The 17,927-nt window shown below is 69.8% G+C and carries 17 protein-coding genes; 11 read left to right on the forward strand and 6 right to left on the reverse strand.

What is annotated here, in order from left to right; all coding sequences use genetic code 11:
• Positions 1-481 (reverse strand): TetR/AcrR family transcriptional regulator (locus ACFWX1_RS08265; RefSeq protein ID WP_378385145.1); only part of this gene is annotated, 481 nt, incomplete at its 3' end.
• 189 nt (positions 482-670) lie between these two features.
• On the opposite strand from ACFWX1_RS08265, the gene ACFWX1_RS08270 reads away from it, so the two are divergent.
• Together ACFWX1_RS08270 and ACFWX1_RS08275 are read left to right on the forward strand one after the other, a co-directional pair.
• The gene (locus tag ACFWX1_RS08270; protein WP_378385147.1) at positions 671-1,825 is read left to right on the forward strand and encodes an agmatine/peptidylarginine deiminase; all 1,155 of its coding nucleotides are present in this window, start codon (positions 671-673) and stop codon (positions 1,823-1,825) included.
• Between the two features lie 81 nt (positions 1,826-1,906).
• A complete protein-coding gene (locus ACFWX1_RS08275; protein ID WP_378385149.1) occupies positions 1,907-2,350 on the forward strand; it encodes a DUF523 domain-containing protein in 444 nt (147 codons plus the stop codon).
• A gap of 78 nt (positions 2,351-2,428) precedes the next feature.
• Here the strand turns inward: ACFWX1_RS08275 and ACFWX1_RS08280 are convergent, their stop codons facing one another.
• From ACFWX1_RS08280 to ACFWX1_RS08295, 4 genes are all read right to left on the reverse strand, one after another.
• Positions 2,429-3,778 (reverse strand): flavin monoamine oxidase family protein, encoded by a 1,350-nt coding sequence (locus ACFWX1_RS08280; RefSeq protein ID WP_378385151.1) that lies wholly within the window; start codon positions 3,776-3,778, stop codon positions 2,429-2,431.
• Positions 3,775-4,155 carry a hotdog domain-containing protein gene (locus ACFWX1_RS08285; RefSeq protein WP_378385153.1) on the reverse strand — a complete coding sequence of 127 codons (381 nt, stop codon included), beginning with the start codon at positions 4,153-4,155 and terminating at the stop codon, positions 3,775-3,777. The genes ACFWX1_RS08280 and ACFWX1_RS08285 overlap by 4 nt, the downstream gene beginning before the upstream one ends.
• Positions 4,152-5,876, reverse strand: a complete 1,725-nt coding sequence (locus ACFWX1_RS08290) for a flavin-containing monooxygenase (protein ID WP_378385155.1) — start codon at positions 5,874-5,876, stop codon at positions 4,152-4,154. Before ACFWX1_RS08290 ends, ACFWX1_RS08285 begins: the two co-directional genes overlap by 4 nt.
• Positions 5,877-5,949: 73 nt before the next feature.
• Entirely contained in the window at positions 5,950-6,891 is a 942-nt protein-coding gene (locus ACFWX1_RS08295; protein ID WP_378385157.1) for an alpha/beta hydrolase, read from the reverse strand.
• A gap of 127 nt (positions 6,892-7,018) precedes the next feature.
• Here ACFWX1_RS08295 and ACFWX1_RS08300 point away from each other — a divergent pair, with 127 nt between their 5' ends.
• Genes ACFWX1_RS08300 through ACFWX1_RS08335 form a run of 8 tightly spaced genes read left to right on the forward strand, consistent with a single transcriptional unit; the run spans position 7,019 to position 16,397 of the window.
• Complete coding sequence (locus tag ACFWX1_RS08300; RefSeq protein ID WP_378385159.1) at positions 7,019-7,660, forward strand: hypothetical protein; 642 nt, start codon at positions 7,019-7,021, stop codon at positions 7,658-7,660.
• Positions 7,653-8,990, forward strand: a complete 1,338-nt coding sequence (locus tag ACFWX1_RS08305) for a glutamine synthetase family protein (RefSeq protein WP_378385161.1) — start codon at positions 7,653-7,655, stop codon at positions 8,988-8,990. Before ACFWX1_RS08300 ends, ACFWX1_RS08305 begins: the two co-directional genes overlap by 8 nt.
• Positions 8,987-9,778: a gamma-glutamyl-gamma-aminobutyrate hydrolase family protein gene (locus tag ACFWX1_RS08310; protein WP_378385163.1), complete on the forward strand. Its 792-nt coding sequence runs from the start codon at positions 8,987-8,989 to the stop codon at positions 9,776-9,778. Before ACFWX1_RS08305 ends, ACFWX1_RS08310 begins: the two co-directional genes overlap by 4 nt.
• Positions 9,775-11,376 carry an AMP-binding protein gene (locus ACFWX1_RS08315; protein WP_378385165.1) on the forward strand — a complete coding sequence of 534 codons (1,602 nt, stop codon included), beginning with the start codon at positions 9,775-9,777 and terminating at the stop codon, positions 11,374-11,376. The genes ACFWX1_RS08310 and ACFWX1_RS08315 overlap by 4 nt, the downstream gene beginning before the upstream one ends.
• Positions 11,377-11,378: 2 nt before the next feature.
• Positions 11,379-12,131, forward strand: a complete 753-nt coding sequence (locus tag ACFWX1_RS08320; RefSeq protein WP_378385167.1) for an enoyl-CoA hydratase/isomerase family protein — start codon at positions 11,379-11,381, stop codon at positions 12,129-12,131.
• Between the two features lie 26 nt (positions 12,132-12,157).
• Positions 12,158-13,255 (forward strand): Zn-dependent alcohol dehydrogenase, encoded by a 1,098-nt coding sequence (locus tag ACFWX1_RS08325; RefSeq protein WP_378385169.1) that lies wholly within the window; start codon positions 12,158-12,160, stop codon positions 13,253-13,255.
• Positions 13,256-13,281: 26 nt separating this feature from the next.
• Complete coding sequence (locus ACFWX1_RS08330; RefSeq protein ID WP_378385170.1) at positions 13,282-14,733, forward strand: aldehyde dehydrogenase family protein; 1,452 nt, start codon at positions 13,282-13,284, stop codon at positions 14,731-14,733.
• Positions 14,734-14,762: 29 nt separating this feature from the next.
• Positions 14,763-16,397 (forward strand): MFS transporter, encoded by a 1,635-nt coding sequence (locus tag ACFWX1_RS08335; protein ID WP_378385172.1) that lies wholly within the window; start codon positions 14,763-14,765, stop codon positions 16,395-16,397.
• Positions 16,398-16,424: 27 nt separating this feature from the next.
• Here ACFWX1_RS08335 and ACFWX1_RS08340 read toward each other — a convergent pair whose 3' ends face one another.
• Positions 16,425-17,060, reverse strand: coding sequence for a TetR/AcrR family transcriptional regulator (locus tag ACFWX1_RS08340; RefSeq protein WP_378385174.1), 636 nt, complete (start codon positions 17,058-17,060; stop codon positions 16,425-16,427).
• 158 nt (positions 17,061-17,218) lie between these two features.
• On the opposite strand from ACFWX1_RS08340, the gene ACFWX1_RS08345 reads away from it, so the two are divergent.
• Complete coding sequence (locus ACFWX1_RS08345) at positions 17,219-17,911, forward strand: transporter (protein WP_378385176.1); 693 nt, start codon at positions 17,219-17,221, stop codon at positions 17,909-17,911.
• Positions 17,912-17,927: the final 16 nt, after the last annotated feature.

A 17,927-nucleotide genomic window follows, 5' to 3' on the forward strand; every position in this document is an offset into this window, starting at 1 on the left:
CCGTTTCGCGGCGTGTGTGGTGGGTGCCGCTCTCGGGGGTGGGGGGGGCGCGGGTCCCCCCCGGCCCCGTGCCCCCCGCCGCGCGCGCCCCCCCACCACCCCCCCCCCCCACGGGCCCCCCCTCGGCCAGTGGTTCCCGCAGATCGTCGGTGAACACCGCGCTGGCGCGGAGTTCGCCCCACGCGGTGCTGTTGGTGCGCACCGCCTCGGTGTCCTGGATCTCCAGCAGCAACAGTTGCTCGAGTTCGTCGCGTGGATCGGTGGCCTCGGTCGCCGGGTGCTGGGTGTAGGCCGCCGCGCGGTCGTTGATGTGCTCCAGCGCCCGCCGCAGCAACCCGGCGCGGTTCCCGAAGTGGTAGTAGATCAGCGCGGTGGAGATGTCCGCCTCGGCGGCGAGTTTCTCGACGCGTAATCCCCGCACGCCGGTGTGAGCGATCACCCGGACAGCGGCGTCCAGTATCGCCTTCTGGCGCTCCGACACGACACCTCCCGCTGACTGAGGTTTCAGTCAGCCTTCGAGGATAGCGGCGAGCTGTGCCGGACCGCGCCTGGCCGTCCTGGGGCAGGGCGTCACTCGGTTTGACTAAATTTTCAGTCAGGCCCATGATGATCCCTGTGAGGCGATCCCGCCTCGACGTTGGCTCGTCTGCTCGACCCTGGAGTGTGTGTCGTGTTCGATTCCCCGCTGTCCCGCCGGACCGCGCTGCGGACAGTGGCGGGAATCGGCATGACCGCCGTCGGGGCCGCGGCGTGCTCCCGGCCGGACGCGCCGCCTGCCCCGGCTGCCGCGCCGTCGCCCGCGACAGCCCTGAGTGCCTCGGCCGGGACGCGCAGGCTCGGCGCCGAATGGGAGAACCACGCACGGACGTTCATGTCCTGGCCGACGGCGACGATCTGGGACGACGAGCTTCCCGCCGTGCGAGGGGACATCGCCGGTCTGGCGCGGGCGATCGCCGATCACGAGTCCGTGGTGCTGCTGGCCCGCCCCGAGGACGCCGACGGTGCGAAACAGGCATGCGGCGCCGGTGTCGAGGTGCTGCCGGTCCCGGTGGACGACCTGTGGGCCCGCGACACCGTGCCGGTGTTCGTCGAGGAGGCCGGAAAGGTCATGGGCGTCGACTTCAATTTCAACGGCTGGGGCGGGAAACAGTCGCACGACAACGATTCCGGTGTCGCCCGCGCGGTGCTGGCCAAGTACGGGATCCCGCGGGTGCAGACGTCGATAACCGCTGAGGGCGGCTCGTTCGAAACCGACGGCAAGGGCACGCTGCTGGTTACCGAGAGCTCGCTGGTCAACGACAATCGCAACCGCGGCAAGACGCGTCAGCAGATCGAGGACGAACTCAAGCTGACCCTCGGTGTCACCCAGGTGATCTGGTTTGCCGGGGTGCGCGGCAAGGACATCACCGATGCCCACGTCGACTGCCTGGTGCGCTTCGCCGCCCCGGGGATCGTGCTGGTGGACAAGGCGGCGCCCGGCAGCCCGGCCGACATCTGGTCACGGGCCGCGGACCAGGCCAGGACGGTGCTGGCAGGCGCCACGGATGCGAGCGGTAAGGCCTTCCAGGTCATCGATCTGCCCCAGCCGGACCCGGACCGGGTCACCGTCCGCGGCAGCAAGAGCGTCATCTCCTACGTCAACTTCTACGTCGGTGACAAGGCCGTGTTCGTCCCGAAGTTCGGCGACTCCGCGGCCGACGACCGTGCCCGGCAGATCCTGCGCGAGCATTTCCCCGCCCGGGAAATCGTCCCCGTGAAAATCGACACGATCGCCTCCGGTGGCGGCGGCATCCACTGCGCGACCCACGACCAGCCCGCCGGCTGACCGAATCCGGAGTCTGAGATCGGAATGCGCTCTTTGCTGCCGCTTCGGGCGTGGCCCGGCCGGATCCTTATCCTGGTGGGTATGGTGAAATTCCTGGTGAGCGCGTGTCTGGCGGGCGTTCCCTGCCGGTACGACGGCGCGGCGAAGACTTCGCCGGAGATCGTCGCGCTGGTGGAATCCGGGCGGGCGGTGCCGTTCTGCGCGGAGGTGGCCTCCGGCCTGAGCACGCCACGGCGGCCCGCGGAGATCGTGGACGGCGATGGTGAAGCCGTGCTCGACGGCCGGGCCCGAGTGGTGGATGACCGAGGATCCGACGTGACCGCGCAGTTCATCGCGGGCGCCGAACTGGCCTTCGTCGCCGCGCGAGAACATGGCGTCGAGGAAGCCGTTCTCACCCCGAGGAGTCCTTCCTGCGGCTGCGGCGAAATCTACGACGGCAGCTTCGGCGGTGTGCGCCGGGCCGGGAACGGCGTGACCGCCGCCCTGTTGCTGCGCAACGGCATCACGGTGCGTTCCCCGGACTAGCCGATCCGCCTGACGGGCGGGGGTCCGGGTGGCAGCCATCGTGACCTTTCGTCGTGGTGATCGGTTCGAAAGCGGCGGTCAGTCGCGCGGGGGCAGGCTCGCCAGCACCTTTTCCGCGGCCTGCTGGCCCGAGTTGGCCGCGTCGGCCAGCGACGGCACGTCGAGCTGGTAGTCGCCGGCCAGGTAGACGGGGCCGAGGTTCTCGCGCAGCGTCGCGAGCGAGGTTCTTCCGCCGGGTGCCCAGAACGGCACGACCCGCGGGTGCCGGCGCAGGATGCCTTCGCCGACCTTCCCCTCCAGCTCGGGGTAGAGCTTCAGGAGGTCCGCGGTGAAGCGGGCAACGATCTCCTCGTCGCCGAGCTCGAACAGCTTGTCGGCCTCGGCCCCGCCGGCGAAGCAGGCCAGGGCGCCGCCGGGCTTGCGCGTGTCTCCGCGACGCAGGGCGGCAGCGTGGTTGAACACCGCCTGGAACGATAACTCCGGCGTCGACACGGCCAGGTAGTCGTCCCAGCGCTGCGGCCCCTCCTCGTCGGTGAAGAAGCCCACCACGACGTACCGGCCGTAGCGGATGTCGGCGAACGCTTTGCGGTACTCCTGGGGCAGATCGCGGATGATCCGCACCGCGATGTCGGCGGGCACCGCGACAACGGCGCGCTGGGCGTTCAGGCGCACCGGCCCGTCCACGCCGTCGTACTCCACGACCACGCCGCCGGCGGTCCGCTTCACCGACGTCACCGGCGAGTTCAGCCTGATCCGGTCGCCGAGGTCCTCGCTCAGGATGTCGGTCAGCGTCTGATTTCCGCCTTCGGGCAGCGAAAGGTTCGGGACCTTTTCGGGGTCGGTCAGCAGGATGCCCATCGAGTAGACGAACTGCGTGGCGGCGGTTTCCTCCGGCTCGCAGCCCATCCACTGCCCGGACCACGAGCGGACCATGGTCCGGGCGAGGTCCGACGTGACCCCGCGTAGCACGAAGTCGGCTCGCCGGGCGTCGAGCTTCGCCCGGACCCGCTTCGCCCAGCGGTTCTCCATTTCCAGGAACGGGACGTTCGCGATGATCCGGGTGCCCACCGCCGCCAGTCCGAGCCGGTCCAGGAAGCTCATCCGCGACCGGAACATCAGGGCGAACGGGTTGGACGTGTCGACCTGCTTCCCGCCGAGCGCCAGCGCCACCGACTTTCCTTCGAGCGTGCCCATCGGGACCTGATGGCGATGCAGGGCGTCGATCAGGGGACCGGTGCCCTCGGTGAACTGGGTGCCGAGGTTGATCCAGTAGCCGCCCTGGCGCACCGAGTCCACGCGCCCGCCGGCCCGATCCGTGGCTTCGAGGACGACGACGTCCCGGTCGGCCAGGGTGGTCGCCGCCATCAGGCCGGCCATGCCAGCACCGACCACCACGACCTCACAGGTCTCTTCTCGCACGGTGTTCATCGGTTCTCCTTCACGAAATCCGCGGGGATGACGCCCGTTCCGCGGGCGCGGGTCGCGACGATGGGCTCGGCGAGGACCTCGGCCCGGCCGGATTCGTCGACGGAGCGGCAGATGACGCGCAGCTCGAAATCGACCGTCCGGCTGCGGGTGCCCTTGGCCGCCAGGCGCGCCTCGATCTCGATCACGTCGCCGCCGCGGACCGGCGCGAGGAACTCGACGGAGGAGTAGCCCGCGAAAAGGCTTTCGTGGCCGTCGCCGAGGATCGCGAGGTGGGTTCCGGCGTCTCCGAACAGCTTCAGGCTGTACGCGCCGTCGACGAGATTTCCGGCGTAGTGGGCGTCGGAGTAGGCGACGTAGCGCTGGTGGACGACCTTCATCCGCCGACGGCGGTGGCGGCGTCCGCGTGCACCTCTTCCTGCGCCGTCGTCGGGGCCGGGACCTCGACCTCGGTGTCGATCCGGCCGATGCCCTTGGCGACGGCGTCGCCGTCGAGGGCGACGCCGGGGTAGCCGCGCCGGGAGATCTCCTCGCAGATCCGGCGATAACGGCCGACACCGCCGACGTAGCCCATGAACGTCGACGGCTTGCCCGCGACATTGGAGCCGCGATACCACGAGTCGGTGCTCGCGTAGAGCGTCTGGTTCACCGTCCACTCGGTGATGCCCACCCAGTCGTCCTGGCCTTCGGGGGTGGCCTCGATGACCTCGCGGCCCTCGGCGCGCGCGTGGGCGATCAGGTCGGTGATCCAGTCGACCGCCTGCTCGATGGTCATCACGACGTTGCTGGCGAGCGCCGGGCTCTGCGGGCCCGCGACCATGAAGAAGTTGGGGAATCCCGCGGTCAGCAGCCCGAGGTAGGTGCGTACGCCGTCGCGCCAGGCGTCCTGCAGCTTGCCGTGGCCGGGAGCGGTGACGTTGAGCCCGAAGAGCGGTCCGGTGAAGGCGTCGAACCCGATCGCCAGGACGATGACGTCGACCTCGTAGGAGCCCGCCTCGGTGACGATGCTGTCCGCGGTCATCGTGGTGATGGGTTCCTCGCGGAGCGAGACCAGGGAAACGTTGGGACGGTTGAACGTTTCGTAGTAGCCGGTGCCGAAACAGCTTCGCTTGGCTCCGAGCGGGAAGTGCGGCTCCAGCAGAGTCGCCGTGCGCTGGTCGTGGACTATCTCGTGGATTTTGCCGCGGAAGAAGTCGGCCGCGGTCTTGTTGGCGTCGAGATCGAAGAGCAGATCGGCGAATTCCGCGCCCACACCCAAAAAACCACTACGCTCGTACGCCGCTTCGTAGCGGCGCCGGCGCTCCTCGTCGGAAACGTCGAAGGCGCGGTCGGTCACCGGGCGGTCCGGGATGCCGCCGGGCGAATAACGGCATTCCCGCCGGATCTCCGGATACCGGCTCTTGATCTCGTCGACCGTCTCGGGCGGCAGCGCGCGGTTGCGGGCGGGGAAGACGTAGTTGGCGGTGCGCTGGAAGACGGTCAGCTGCTCGGCCACTTCGGCGATGAGCGGAATGCATTGCACGCCGGACGATCCCGTGCCGATCACCGCGACCCGCTTGCCCGCGAGGTCGTCGAGCGAGACGTTCCAGCGGCTCGTCGACACGGTGCGGCCGGCGAAGTTCTCCAGGCCGGGGACGTCGACGTCCTTCGGCGTGGACAGCCCGCCCGAGGCGGCCAGCAGATAGTGGCCCCGCCGGGTGACGCCGGAATCGAGCGTCACCTCCCAGAGCTTTTCCTCCGGCAGCCAGTTCGCCGCCACCACCTTGGTGTTGAACTGAAAACACCGGCGCAGGTCGAAGCGATCGGCAACATGGTTGATATAGCGCAGGATTTCCGCCTGCGGCGCGAAGCGCTCGCTCCAGGTCCATTCCTTCTGCAGTTCCTCGCTGAAGGAATAGGAGTAGTAGATGCTCTCGACGTCGCATCGCGCGCCCGGATAGGTGTTCAAGAACCACGTGCCGCCGACCTCGGGCGCGGCCTCGAATCCGGCGAACGTCCAGCCGTGCTCGCGTGCCTGGTAGGCGGCGTATAGGCCGGAAAACCCCGCGCCGACGCACAGGACGTCGACGACGGCGGCGGGTGGCGTCGTGCTGTCGGTCATGGTCTCCGCTCCTCGAGAGTTGCCGGGTGTGCCACGAGACATGGTCAAAGGTCTGAGTCGAATGACCAAGAAGTTACGGCCCGGAGTGACCTGAGTCAATGGCCCGGAGATGGCGGGCCACGTCGTCGAGGGCGGCGCCGGTCTGGGGGAAGGTGCCGACTTCCGTGAAGAACCCGTGGAAGACGCCGTTGTGGCGGATCAGCGTGGTCGGCACGCCGTCGGTTCGCAGTCGCCCGGCGTAGGCCTCCGCGTCGTCGCGCAGCGGATCGATCTCGGCGGTGAGCACGAGTGCCGGGGGCAGGTCGCGCAGGGAAGCCGCCTTCATTGGTGCCGCGTACTGGTCGATGGCGGCGGAGCTGCCTCCGACATACTGCTCCCAGAGCCAGCGCGCGTCGGCGGTGGTCAGCAGGGGAGCGTCCGCGAACTCGGTCCAGGACGGTGTCGAGAAGCGGTCGTCGACCGCCGGGTAGACCAGGATCTGGGTGTCCGGCAAGGGCAAACCGTGCTCGCGCAGGTACAGGCAGAGCGCGGCGGCGAGGTTGCCACCCGCGGAGTCGCCGCCGACGGCGATCCGGTCGCTGCCGTTTTTCCGGAGCCAGGCGATCGTGTCGATGGCGTCCTCGAGTGCTGCCGGAAACGGGTCTTCGGGCGCGAGCCGGTACTCCAGGGACACCACGTCCCAGCCCGACCTGGCCGCGATGGCGCGGCACGCCTCGTCCGCGCCGTCGAGCGTGCCGAGGACGAATCCGCCGCCGTGGAGGTAGAGCAGCACGCCGTCCGGTGCCGCCGGTGCGTGGTAGCGGCGTGCGCGGAGCTGCCCGGCACGCGTCGGCACCGCCAGGTCCTCGACTCGGTCGAGCGGCGTGAGCGGGACTTCGGACGGCGTGCTCGCGAGCATCGCACGCGCGGTTTCGGCGCCGAGTTCGCGGACGGGAGCGGGCATGGCGGCCGCGATCGCTTGCGCGACAAGGAAAGCGGTGCGGTCGAGTCGGGCCCAGCAAGAGGGTTCGGTCATCGAAGACCTTTCTGGCGAATTCGGCGAAGGGTGTTGACACCGTGTGACCCGTGACTCACTATCACTGGTCAACTGCCTCAGTCAAATGACTAAGTTCCGCGTCGGCGGGGCTCGAAAGGACCGAAGGATGACCAGAGGGAAGCGGGACGCCGCGCGCGTCGAGATCAGGATCGAGGACGACGCCAGTCCGATCGTCCGGCTGATCGGCCGCACGCTCCGCGACGCGCATCGCGCCGGTTACGCCCTGCAGGACCTCGCCCGGACCAGCGGGGTCGTCGCGGTGAAGTCGCACGACACGCCCCAGTCGGCCACGATTGCCTTCGGCGCAGGCGGAATCGACGTTTCCACCGGAGTGCTCGTCGAGCCTGACGCGGTGGTGACCGTCGACTTGAACGGGCGGTTCGCGCCGGCCGCCGAGGCCGTCGGCGACACCGACCTCGCCGCCGGGGTGCTGCACGCGCTCACACCGCCGATTCCCCCGTGGCGCGAAGGAGCGAAGCGGTTCTGGGAACGCACCCGGACGCTCCCGGGAATGCCCGAGACGCTGGTGGTGGTCACTGAGGGCGAGGGCGGGCTGGAGCAGCTCGTGCTCGGCGAGGGCTCCTCGCGCTACCTCATCGCCTCGGATCCCGAGTCGCTCGCGGGCATCTTCTCCGGTGCCGACGACCTTTTCGCCGTTCTCAATGCCGGTGCCCTGGGCCTGCAGGGAACCATGTCGCAGCTGTCGGTCATGGCCGGCGCCTCCTGGAAGGTTCGTTACGATGTCTGAAACTCCGCCGCGGGCCGTGCGCCTCGAAGCGACGAACCACGAGGGGTGTTTCCTCGGCAAGGTCGTCTCGCCCCGGAAGTTCGAGTCCGGAAAGCACACCGGTTTCCCCCACGCGGACCTGCTGTTCGGCCTCGACCTGGGCAACCTGCCGGTCTTCGGGGCGGCGTTCCCCGAGTGGCGCGGCCATATCGACGACGTCTACCTGCGGCCGGACCCGTCCACGCTGGTGCGCTGGAAGCCGGGCCTGGACGCGGTGATCGGCGACTACTGGCTCAAGGACGGCCGCCCGGTCCCGCTCTGCCCGCGCAACCTGGTGCGCCGCATGGTCGACCGGCTCGCCCAGCACGGCTACTACGCCACCGTGGCGGTCGAGATCGAGGCGACGGTCTTCGAGGAGTCGATTCACGAGGCGCGCTCCCGCGGCTACCGCGACCTGTCCCCGCTCGGCGGCACCGCCGGCACGGCTTACCACCACGCCAAGTCCCAGGACTGGTCCGAGTACCTGCACGCGGTGACCGAGCGCCTCGACGAGGTGGGCATCGTCTGGGAGGCCTGGAACGACGAGGACGCCGCCGGCCAGATCGAGCTCAACATCGCGATGGGCGACCCGGTCAAGGTCGCCGACGACTGGGCGCGCACCCGGCAGGTGATGCGCGAGGTGGCGAACGATCTCGGCCGCAGCGTCACCTTCATGGCCAAGCCCACCGCAGGCTACGGCCAGGCGTCCCACATCAACCTCTCGCTGCAGCGCGACGGCGCCAACGCGTTCTACGCCGAAGACGGGCCATCGGAGACCATGCAGCACGCCGTCGGCGGGCTGCTGGCGACCATCGCCGGCAACACCTCGATCGTGCTGCCGCAGATCACCTCCTACCGCAGGCTGGTCGACCTCAGCGGCCCACCGGTCACGATCAGCTGGGGCATCAGCAACAAGACCGCCGCGGTGCGCGCGGTCGTCGGCCACCCGGAGTACTCCCGCCTCGAGTACCGCCTCCCCGGGGCCGACGCGAATCTCTACCTCGCGCTCGCCGGTGTACTGGCCGGGGTCATCGCGGGTGTCGAGCAGAAGATCGAGCCGCCGGAGCCGGTCACCGACATGGCGTGGTGCCTGCCGCCGGGGCTCGGCATCGAGCGGATCCCGGACACCATCACGAAAGCGGCCGCCGCGCTCGACGCCGACGCGAACCTGCGCGAGCTGCTCGGGAACGAGTTCGTCGACTTCTGGGTCGCGTCGCGCCGGTGGGAATGGCTGGCCTTCCACACCATGGGCGGCGACCCGTTCGCCGAACTCTCCGAGTGGGAGTCGGCCCGTTACTTCGAGCTGCCGTGAGGCCGCACGACGAGAGCCCGCCGCCGTTGATCGGCATCACGGGCCGGCGTTTCCGGCTGTCCCTGATCACTGGGTCCGACGAGCGGTACGGCGACCGGTGCGCGGACAGCTTCATGGCGGACTTCGCGACCCGGGTCGCCGCCGCGGGCGGCCTTCCGGTCCACCTGTCCTACGACACCGACGTGCCGGGGGCGTGCGCGTGGCTGTCCGCGATCGTGGTCACCGGCGGGCAGGACGTCCACCCGGCCCTCTGGGGCGGAGACACCTCGGTCGTCCGCGACGTCGACCCGCGCACCGACCCGATGGTCCACGACACGGCGCGAGACGAGTACGAGGTCGCCCTGGTCCGGGCAGCACTCGAACGCCGGATCCCGGTGCTGGCGGTGTGCCGCGGCCTCCAGGTCCTCAACGTCGCCCTGGGCGGCACGCTGATCGCCGACCTTCCCGCGGGCCCGGTGGCGCACCTGTCGGCGGAGGCCGCGCCCACCGACGGGACCGCCGATCACGTCGTGACCTTCGAACCGGGCTCGATCGTCGCAGGACTGTTCGGCGCGTCCGCACGCACCAACTCGTGGCACCACCAGGCGGTCGACCGCTGCGGTGCCGGTCTGGTGGTGACCGGCCGCACGAGTGACGGGGTGGTCGAGGCGGTGGAGTTGCCGGGCTCCCCGGTTCTCGGCGTCCAGTGGCATCCGGAGTGGATGGCAGGCAGCGACCCGTCGTTCGCCTGGGTCGTCGCCGAGGCCGCTCGCCGGCTGGAGACGCAGCACGAGAGGAACTGCTTGTGAGCACCAGAACGCAAGGCCTCGCGGCGGTCGGCGCCGAGCGGATGGGGGAGGACCCGTCCGTTCCGACGCTGACCGGGCTTCTGGCGGAACGGGCCGAGGACTCCGGGAACCGGGAGTTCCTGCGGTTCGCCGAGGGATCCTGGACTTTCGGCGAAATCGACGCGTGGACCTCGCGGCTGGCGCACCGGCTGATCGAGGTCGGCGGCGTCCGTCCGGGGGATCGGGTCGCGATCATGCTCCCGAACGTCGTCCACTGGCCGGTGGTGTGGCTGGCCGCGCTGAAGGCGGGCGCGGTCGTCGTCCCGGTCAACTGCTCGTACCGGCGCGCGGATCTCGCCTTCGTGCTGCGCGACTCGGGCGCCCGGATCGTCTTCACCGACGCCGAGCGGGCCGGGCTGGTGGCCGAGGTGCGGGCGGCGGACGACGCGCTCGCGGACGTCCGCGTGATCGATGTGGCCGACGACGGCTCGGAACCGTTTCCCGCGCAGGCACCGCCGGGTCCGGCCGAAGCGGAGACGCTGGCGAACCTGCAATACACCTCGGGCACGACCGGTTTCCCGAAGGCCTGCATGCTCACTCACGACTACTGGCTGCGGCTGGGCTGGGTCTGCGCGGGCGCGACCGGGCTCGGCACCGAGGACGTGATCCTTACCGCGCAACCATTTTCCTATATGGATCCACAGTGGAATACCGCGCTGGCCCTGACCGTCGGCGCGCCGCTGGTCGTCCTGCCGCGGTTCTCCGCGTCGACCTTCATGGCCGACGTCCGCCGCCACGGTGTCACGTTCTTCTATGTCCTCGGGTCGATGCCGACGCTGTTGTTCAAACAGCCGCCGGCACCCGAGGACCGCGACAACCGGCTGCGGATGGTGTTCTGCTCGGGGATTCCTGGTGCCCTCCACGCGAAACTGGAGGAGCGGTGGGGTGCTCCGTGGCGGGAGATCTACGGGATGACGGAGTCCGGTGTGGACTTGTTCAGCCCGCTCGCCGACGCCGAAGCGGTGGGCTCCGGCAGCCTGGGCGGTCCGGTGCCCACGAAGCGGGTTCGCGTCGTCGCCTCGGACGGCGCCGAGGTGCCGGACGGCGAACCGGGCGAGCTGGTCGTCGCGGGAAAGCCGATGATGACGGGCTACTGGAATCGTCCCGACGCCACGGAAGCGGTGTTGCGCGACGGCCGGTTGCACACCGGCGACCTCGTCGTCCGCCGTCCCGGCGGCGGCATCCAGCTGGTCGGGCGGATCAAGGACATGGTGCGCCGGGGCGGCGAGAACGTCGCCTGCGCCGAGGTCGAGGCGGCGCTGGAACGCGACGACCGCGTCGTCGCCGCCGCGGTGGTCGCCGTCCCCGACGAGGTGCTCGGCGAGGAGGTCAAGGCCTTTCTCCAGCTGCGCAACGGAATCGCGGCCGACCGGACGACAGCCGAGCGCATCCTCGGACAGGCGGGCGCCCAGCTCGCCCGCTTCAAGGTGCCGCGGTACGTCGAGTTCGTCGACGGCTTCCCCCGCACACCGTCCGAACGCGTGTCCAAGCCGGCGTTGCGGGAGCGCGCGGCCAAGGATCCCGGCGTCACCTACGACTTCGCGCCCCGAAGGAGCTAGCCATGCCTGTCGAGCAGTTCCTCGACGTCGAGGTCGTCCGCGAGGTCGCCGTCGTGACCTTCAACCGTCCCGAGAAGCTCAATGTGTTCACTGTGGACACTCGAATCCGGCTCGCGGAGCTGATCCGCGAACTCGGCACCGGCGAGACGGTACGCGGCATCGTGCTCACCGGCTCCGGACGCGCGTTCTCCGCCGGAGAAGACCTTCGCCACGTGCCGACCACCGACGCCGAGGTCCGCCAGGCCTTCGAGAGCTTCCACGACATCACCCGCGCGATCCTGGCGACGCGGGTGCCGGTGGTCGCGGCCGTCAACGGCATTGCCGTCGGCGGCGCCTCGGAGATCACGCTCTGCTGCGACGCGCGCATCGGTACGGCGGCGACCGAGTACTACCAGCCGGAGAACGGCCGGGGACTCACGATCTCCAACGCGTCGAGCGTGCTGCTGCACCGCTTGATCGGCAACCACGCGATGCGCCTGGTGCTCGCGTCCCCGCGGATCGGTGCCCAGGAGGCGCGGCGGATCGGCCTGCTCGACGAGCTGGTCAACCCCGCGGCACTGATCGACCGCGCGATCGACACCGTTCGCCAGTGGACCCCGGAGGGCAACACGACGGCGCTTCACCTCGCTCTCCTGCGCCCCCAGGCCGAGGAGGTCGAAGCCGCCTTCGCCCGCGAAGACGAGGCGGCCCGTACCGCCTGGCGCAGCGGCGCCCTCAGCGCGGGCGTCGAGGCCTTCTGGTCGGCCCGCGCCTAACCCACTACCCCGAAGGAGGCGGCAGCGTGATCGAAACCCGCGCCGCAGCACTGACCGAAGTCAACCGGCCGCTCGAGCTGACCGGCATCCGGGTGGACGACCCGGAACCGCACGAGGTGCGGGTCGCGGTGGCGAATGTCGGCCTGTGCCATAGCGATCTGCACTACATGACGGGCAGGGTGCCCACCGAGGTCCCGGTGGTGCTCGGCCACGAGGTGGCGGGAGTCGTGGAGACCGTCGGCTCCGCCGTCACCGGCCTGCGCCCAGGCGACCGGGTCGCCGGAGCCCTGACCCCGTCGTGCGGCCTGTGCGCCAACTGCGACGCGGGCCGGTCGACGCAGTGCCTGCGGCTCGACGAGATCCGGAAGCGCCCGCGCCCGGCGTTCCAGTTCGCGGACGGACGGCCGATCGCGCGGCTGGGCGACATCGGTGCCTTCTCCCAGCACGTCCTGATGCGGGAGAACGCACTCGTCAAGCTGCCGGACGACGTCCCGCTGCACGTGGGCTGCCTGCTGTCGTGCTGCGTCGTGACCGGCGTCGGCGCCGTGTTCCGCGGGGCGCGACTGCGGCCGGGCAGCACCGCCGCGGTCATCGGCTGCGGCGGCGTCGGTTCGGCCATCATCCAGGGTGCCCGGCTGGCCGGTGCATCGGCGATCGTCGCCATCGACCTCGACGACGAGCGACTCGAAGCCGCCCGCGGCTACGGCGCCACGCATGTCATCAACGGCGGCACCGGCGACCCTGTGGCGGAGTTGCACCGCCAGCTCGGCGACGGCGTCGACTACGCGTTCGAGGCGGTGGGCTCGGCCCGCACCGCCGCGACCGCCCTCGCGCTCGTGCGGCCTGCGGGCACGGCCTGCCTGGTCGGCATCGCGCCCGGCGGCACCGAGATCAGCGTGCCCGCGCTCGACTTTTTCTTTCAGGAGAAGCGGCTCATCGGCTCCTACATGGGCTCGGGCCAGGCCCGCGAGGACATCGCGCAGTTCGCCCGCCTCTACCGGCAGGGCCGGCTGCTGCTCGACGAGATGGTCAGCCAGGTCATCCCGTTCGGCGAGATCACCAAGGGCTTCGAGGCGATGACGTCCGGCGGCGTCACCCGCGTCGTCGTCGACCTGCAGTCCTGACCGACCCCCGAATCGAGGCGAACGCTATGCAGCACAACGGAATCCCGGTGAACTACATCGCCGACGAGTGGAGCGAGTGCGCGACTGCCGGCGACGCGTGGAACGTCGACCCCAACACGCGCGAGCCCGTCCATCGGCTCGCCACCACCCCGCCGGACGACGTCGAACGTGCCCTTCGGCACGCCGAGCAGGCGTACGACATCGGCCGGTGGGACGAGGACTCCCGGCACGAACGGGCGGAGATGCTGGAGCGAGCAGCCGCGGTCGTGGAGAGCCGCGCCGAGGACATCGCCCGAGCGGACTCGCTCACCAGTGGCACGCCGATCAGCGTCACCCGCACGGTCGCGGCGTTCCTGCCGTATCGGATCCGTGCGGCCGCGGCCGATCTGGAGGCCATCCCGCGCGTGACGGCCTTGGCCGCTGGAGGGCGCGACGTCCGGCTCTACAAGGTGCCGTGGGGTCCGGCCGCGATCCTCACGCCTTGGAACGGGCCGAGTTTCATCCCCGCCGCCAAGGTGACCAGTGCGATCGCGGCGGGCTGCCCGGTCATCCTGAAACCCTCCGAGCACGCGCCGTCGAGCGCGCAGATCGTCGTCGAGTGCTTCGTCGAGGCGGGCCTGCCGCGCGGTGCTCTGCAACTCGTGCACGGCACCGGCGACGTCGGCGCGCGGCTCACCGCCGACCCGCGGATCAAGATCGTCTCCTTCACCGGCGGACCCGGCGCGGGCCGCGCCATCGCCCGCGCCGCGGCCGAGGATTTCAAGGTCCTGCAACTGGAACTCGGTGGCAACAACCCGGTCGTCGTGCTCGACGACGCCGATCTGGACGTCACGGCCGACGGAATCCTGGAGGGGATGACCAAGCTCAACGGCCAGTGGTGCGAGGGACCGGGGAAGGTGCTCGCGCCCCGGCCGATGGTCGTCCCCTTGCTGGACGCCCTGACCGAGCGGATCGCCAAGCTGGCCGTCGGTCACTCCCTGGACGAGGACTCCCAGGTGGGTCCGATCTCGAACGAACCGCACTTCCGCACCCTGGCGAACCGGATCGAGGGGCTGCGCGACCTCGGAGCGAGCATCCAGCAGCCCGCCCGGCTGCCGGAGCTCGCCGGATTCTTCCTGTCCCCGACGGTCGCCGTCGGCGCCGACCCGGACCGGGCCACGGCGGAGCTGTTCGGCCCGCTCGTCTCCCTGCACGGCGTCGACTCCGCCGAGGAGGCGGTGCGGATCGCCAACGCCGCACCGTCCGGTTTGGACGCTTACGTCTTCGGCTCCGACACCGAGCGCGCGATCGAGGTGGGCGCCCGCATCGTCGCGGGCGAGGTGCGGGTCAACGGCGCGAAGATCGCCGACCTCGGCGACGACTCCGCGCAGAGCTTCTGGGGCCCCGCCGGTATCGGCGGCCACGGCCCGGCCGAGTCGTTGCGGGTCTTCTGCGGCGACCGGGTCGTCGGCGTCGACAGTCCCGACCTCCCGTTGTGAGTCCCTGCCCCGAAACCTGGAGAAGAACCATGCAGATCGAAGTAGCGCTCGCCCAGGTGCGGGCACTCGAGGGAACACGGCGGACCAGCCGGACGGCCCTCCTCGCGGTCGCCGCTCTGCTGGCCACGGTGACCAACGCGGTGTCGTTCATGGTGCCGCCGTTGCTCCCGGTCATCACCACGAGCTACGCCCACAACTCGGTGAGCGCCGCGGTCTGGATCCTGGCCGCGCTGACCTTGGGCGGCGGCGCGGGGTTCGTGCTCGTCCCGCGGCTGACCGACATGCTGAGCGACCGGTCGATCGCACTGCTCGCCGGCGGCTTCCTGGCCGGCGGCGCGCTCGTGGCGGCCGTCGTCGACACCTATCCGGCGCTGGTCGCCGGTTCCGCGCTGCTGGGCTTCGGCAGCGCGGCGCAATTCGTGCCGCTCAGCTTCCTGCGCCGTTACCTGCGCGGCAAGAGCATCTCCACCGCGGTCATGGTGCTGATCATGGCCACGGGCAGCGGCGTGGTGCTGGGCATGGTCGGCGGGGGCGTCTCCGTGCGGATCTGGTCGCTGCCGTCCCGGCTCAACCCGGACGGCACGGTGCCCTCCCTTTCGCTCGCGCCCTTCTACTTCGCGCTCGCCGTGCTGTTCGCGCTGACCACGATCGCGTTGCTGGTCGTCGTCCCGAATTCGCCACCGCAGTCCAAGGGCAGGCTCGGCGTCGGCAACACGCTGTGGCTCATCGGCTGGGTTTCGTTGATCCTGCTGGCGCTCAGCGCGCCGCCGGACGGCGTGATCGGCCAGAACGCCACCGCGATTCTGCTTGCCGGTGTCCTGGCCGCGGTCGGATGGGTCTTCGCCGAGCGACGGGCCAAGACGCCGGTCTTCGACATCGATGTGCTGCGCACGCCGTACGTCACCACCGCCTGCGTCTCCGCCGGGCTCTTCGGGTGCATCGACGCCGCGTTCCTGGTGCTGGCCAACTACTACGCCCAGACGGTGAACGGCCTGCCGTTGTCCGCGGACGGTGGCAGGACCGGATGGTCCCGCGCGTTCGCGGAGTACGGCCTGAGCTACGACCCGTTCACCACGAGCCTGATCCTGCTGCCGTTCGCGCTGACCATGTTCATCAGCGGCAAGTACGCCGAGAAGCTCATCGCCCGCGGCCGTCCGGAAATCATCCTGATCGGCGGCGCCGTCGCGTGCGGGGCCGGCCTGCTCCTCCTCGGGCTCGCCCACGACCAGGCGTGGCACTACATCGTCGCGTCCGGGATCATCGGCCTGGGCAGCCGGGCCGGGTACAGCGCCGCGTTCGCGATCCCGCAGTTCGTCGTGCCGGGGGCGAAATCCGGGATGGCCGCGGGCATGCCGGGCACGATGATGGCGATCGGGATCGCGGTCGGGGCGGCGGTCGTCACGATCGTGCTGAACGGGTCGGGATTCGTCTACCACTCGGTCGACGTCGCCGGAATGCTGGCCGGCACGGTCGATCCGGCGTCGGTGGACCTCAGGACCTCGGACTACCTGCGCGAGGGATCGCACATCCCCAGCGCCGACGCCTTCACGACGACCTTCTACATCGCGTTGGTTTTCCCGGCACTGGTCGTGTTCGCGACGGCGCTGTCGCGAACACGGCACGCGGGCGGCTTCAAGCGGATCCTCCAGCAGCATGCCGGCTGAGCGCTTCGCCCGTGACGGCAGGCCGCGTCAACGCGAAGCAGCCCGCCGTCGCCTGGGCGTGCGGTGGTTCGTGGCGCCCAACCGGGACGTCAGCCAGCTTTCGAGCACGGAGTCGGCGATCTTCATCTGCTTTTCCGCGAGGTCGCGGTCGCCATAGGTGATCCAGCCGACGGCGAAGCCATCGGCCAGGAAGGCGATCGTCGAGGCGATCTCGTCGGTGGTCGCGTCGTCGATGTCGCGGTCGCCTGCCGCTTCCCGGAGCGTGGAGCGCACGCCCTCGAGGGCCTGGTCGAACAGCGCGATCCCGCGGCTGCCGTGCTGACGCCGGGCCCAGTTGATGAGCTCCAGCGCGGCGACGGCGAAGCTGGGCGACTCGACGTAGTACTCCATCGTGTCGCGCAGCATCTTGCGCGCCGTCTGCTCCAGCGGGGCCTGCGGGTCGACCGTCGTGGTGAGGTCGCGGAACTTGCCGACCACGAACTCGTAGACGTCGGCGAACAGGTCCTCTTTGGAGTCGTAGCAGTAGTGGACCATCGCCAGGTTCGCGCCGGCCTGTTCGGCGATCCGCCGGGTGGTGGCGCCGTCGATGCCGTGTGTCGCGATGACCTCGACGGCGGCGTGGACGAAGTCCTGCCGCCGCTGCGCTGCGGAGATCCGGGGCACGAACCCTCCTGGGGCGAGATTAGTTGGACGCTTGATTAAGTCATCGCCAGGTTACCAGGGGTTGAAGTTAGTCAAACATCTTGAACAAACGACTAAGTCCGTCGTACTGTATGAGCGCGATCACAGGCGCAAGCCGCCTGGTGAAAGGACTCGATGACATGAAAGAGCTGCTCTTCCTGCTGGCCGATCTGTGGATGATGTTCGCCGGCTTCTTCTACGGCTGGAAGTTCCTCCGCCGCTATTCCAATTACCTGCTCGGCCTGGAATGGATCATCGTCGCCACGTCCGGCACGAACTTCCTGGCCTGGTCGCTGCTCGGGGGAGACGAGGGCAGTCCTCTTTACACCGTCGCGTATTTCTTCGACGCGTTCTCGCGGTCGATCGGCATCACCCTCATCCTGGTGATGGGCCTGATGCGGGTGACGCACCGGTACAAGCCATCGCTGGTCACCGATATCGGGGTCTTCGCCGTGGCCATCGCCGCGGGGGTGTATCTGCAGCAGTTCCGCGCCGGCCACCTGTACGTCGGCCCCGCGACGTTCTATGTCGTCGTCAACGTCCTCACGACGCTGTTCCTCGCCTACTTCTCGTGGCGGCTGTGGAAGATCGGCGCCACCGGCCTGGCCATCGGTGCCGGCCTCGCCACCGCGGCAGGCACCGCGATCGTGCTGATGTACGACTTCTTCCCGTTCCCGGACGACCAGCACCGCACGGTGTTCTACATCCTGGCGCTCGGCACGTGGGGCACTCAGCTCTTCGTCTACTTCCGCAGCTACCGCGCCCTGCACGAGCACAACGTCCGGACCGGCGCCGAGCCCGCGTCCAGCCCGCGCAGCGCGACATCGGTCTAAACGGTAACGAGGAAAC

The sequence above is a fragment of the Amycolatopsis sp. NPDC059021 genome, assembly GCF_042739895.1.
GTDB lineage: Bacteria > Actinomycetota > Actinomycetes > Mycobacteriales > Pseudonocardiaceae > Amycolatopsis.

Excerpts from the sequence above, each read along its gene's own strand:
- ACFWX1_RS08275 (WP_378385149.1), top strand. The coding sequence starts at position 1,907 with ATGGTGAAATTCCTGGTGAGCGCGTGTCTGGCGGGCGTTCCCTGCCGG.
- ACFWX1_RS08280 (WP_378385151.1), bottom strand. The coding sequence starts at position 3,778 with ATGAACACCGTGCGAGAAGAGACCTGTGAGGTCGTGGTGGTCGGTGCT.
- ACFWX1_RS08285 (WP_378385153.1), bottom strand. The coding sequence starts at position 4,155 with ATGAAGGTCGTCCACCAGCGCTACGTCGCCTACTCCGACGCCCACTAC.
- ACFWX1_RS08290 (WP_378385155.1), bottom strand. The coding sequence starts at position 5,876 with ATGACCGACAGCACGACGCCACCCGCCGCCGTCGTCGACGTCCTGTGC.
- ACFWX1_RS08295 (WP_378385157.1), bottom strand. The coding sequence starts at position 6,891 with ATGACCGAACCCTCTTGCTGGGCCCGACTCGACCGCACCGCTTTCCTT.
- ACFWX1_RS08300 (WP_378385159.1), top strand. The coding sequence starts at position 7,019 with ATGACCAGAGGGAAGCGGGACGCCGCGCGCGTCGAGATCAGGATCGAG.
- ACFWX1_RS08305 (WP_378385161.1), top strand. The coding sequence starts at position 7,653 with ATGTCTGAAACTCCGCCGCGGGCCGTGCGCCTCGAAGCGACGAACCAC.
- ACFWX1_RS08320 (WP_378385167.1), top strand. The coding sequence starts at position 11,379 with ATGCCTGTCGAGCAGTTCCTCGACGTCGAGGTCGTCCGCGAGGTCGCC.
- ACFWX1_RS08330 (WP_378385170.1), top strand. The coding sequence starts at position 13,282 with ATGCAGCACAACGGAATCCCGGTGAACTACATCGCCGACGAGTGGAGC.
- ACFWX1_RS08335 (WP_378385172.1), top strand. The coding sequence starts at position 14,763 with ATGCAGATCGAAGTAGCGCTCGCCCAGGTGCGGGCACTCGAGGGAACA.
- ACFWX1_RS08345 (WP_378385176.1), top strand. The coding sequence starts at position 17,219 with ATGAAAGAGCTGCTCTTCCTGCTGGCCGATCTGTGGATGATGTTCGCC.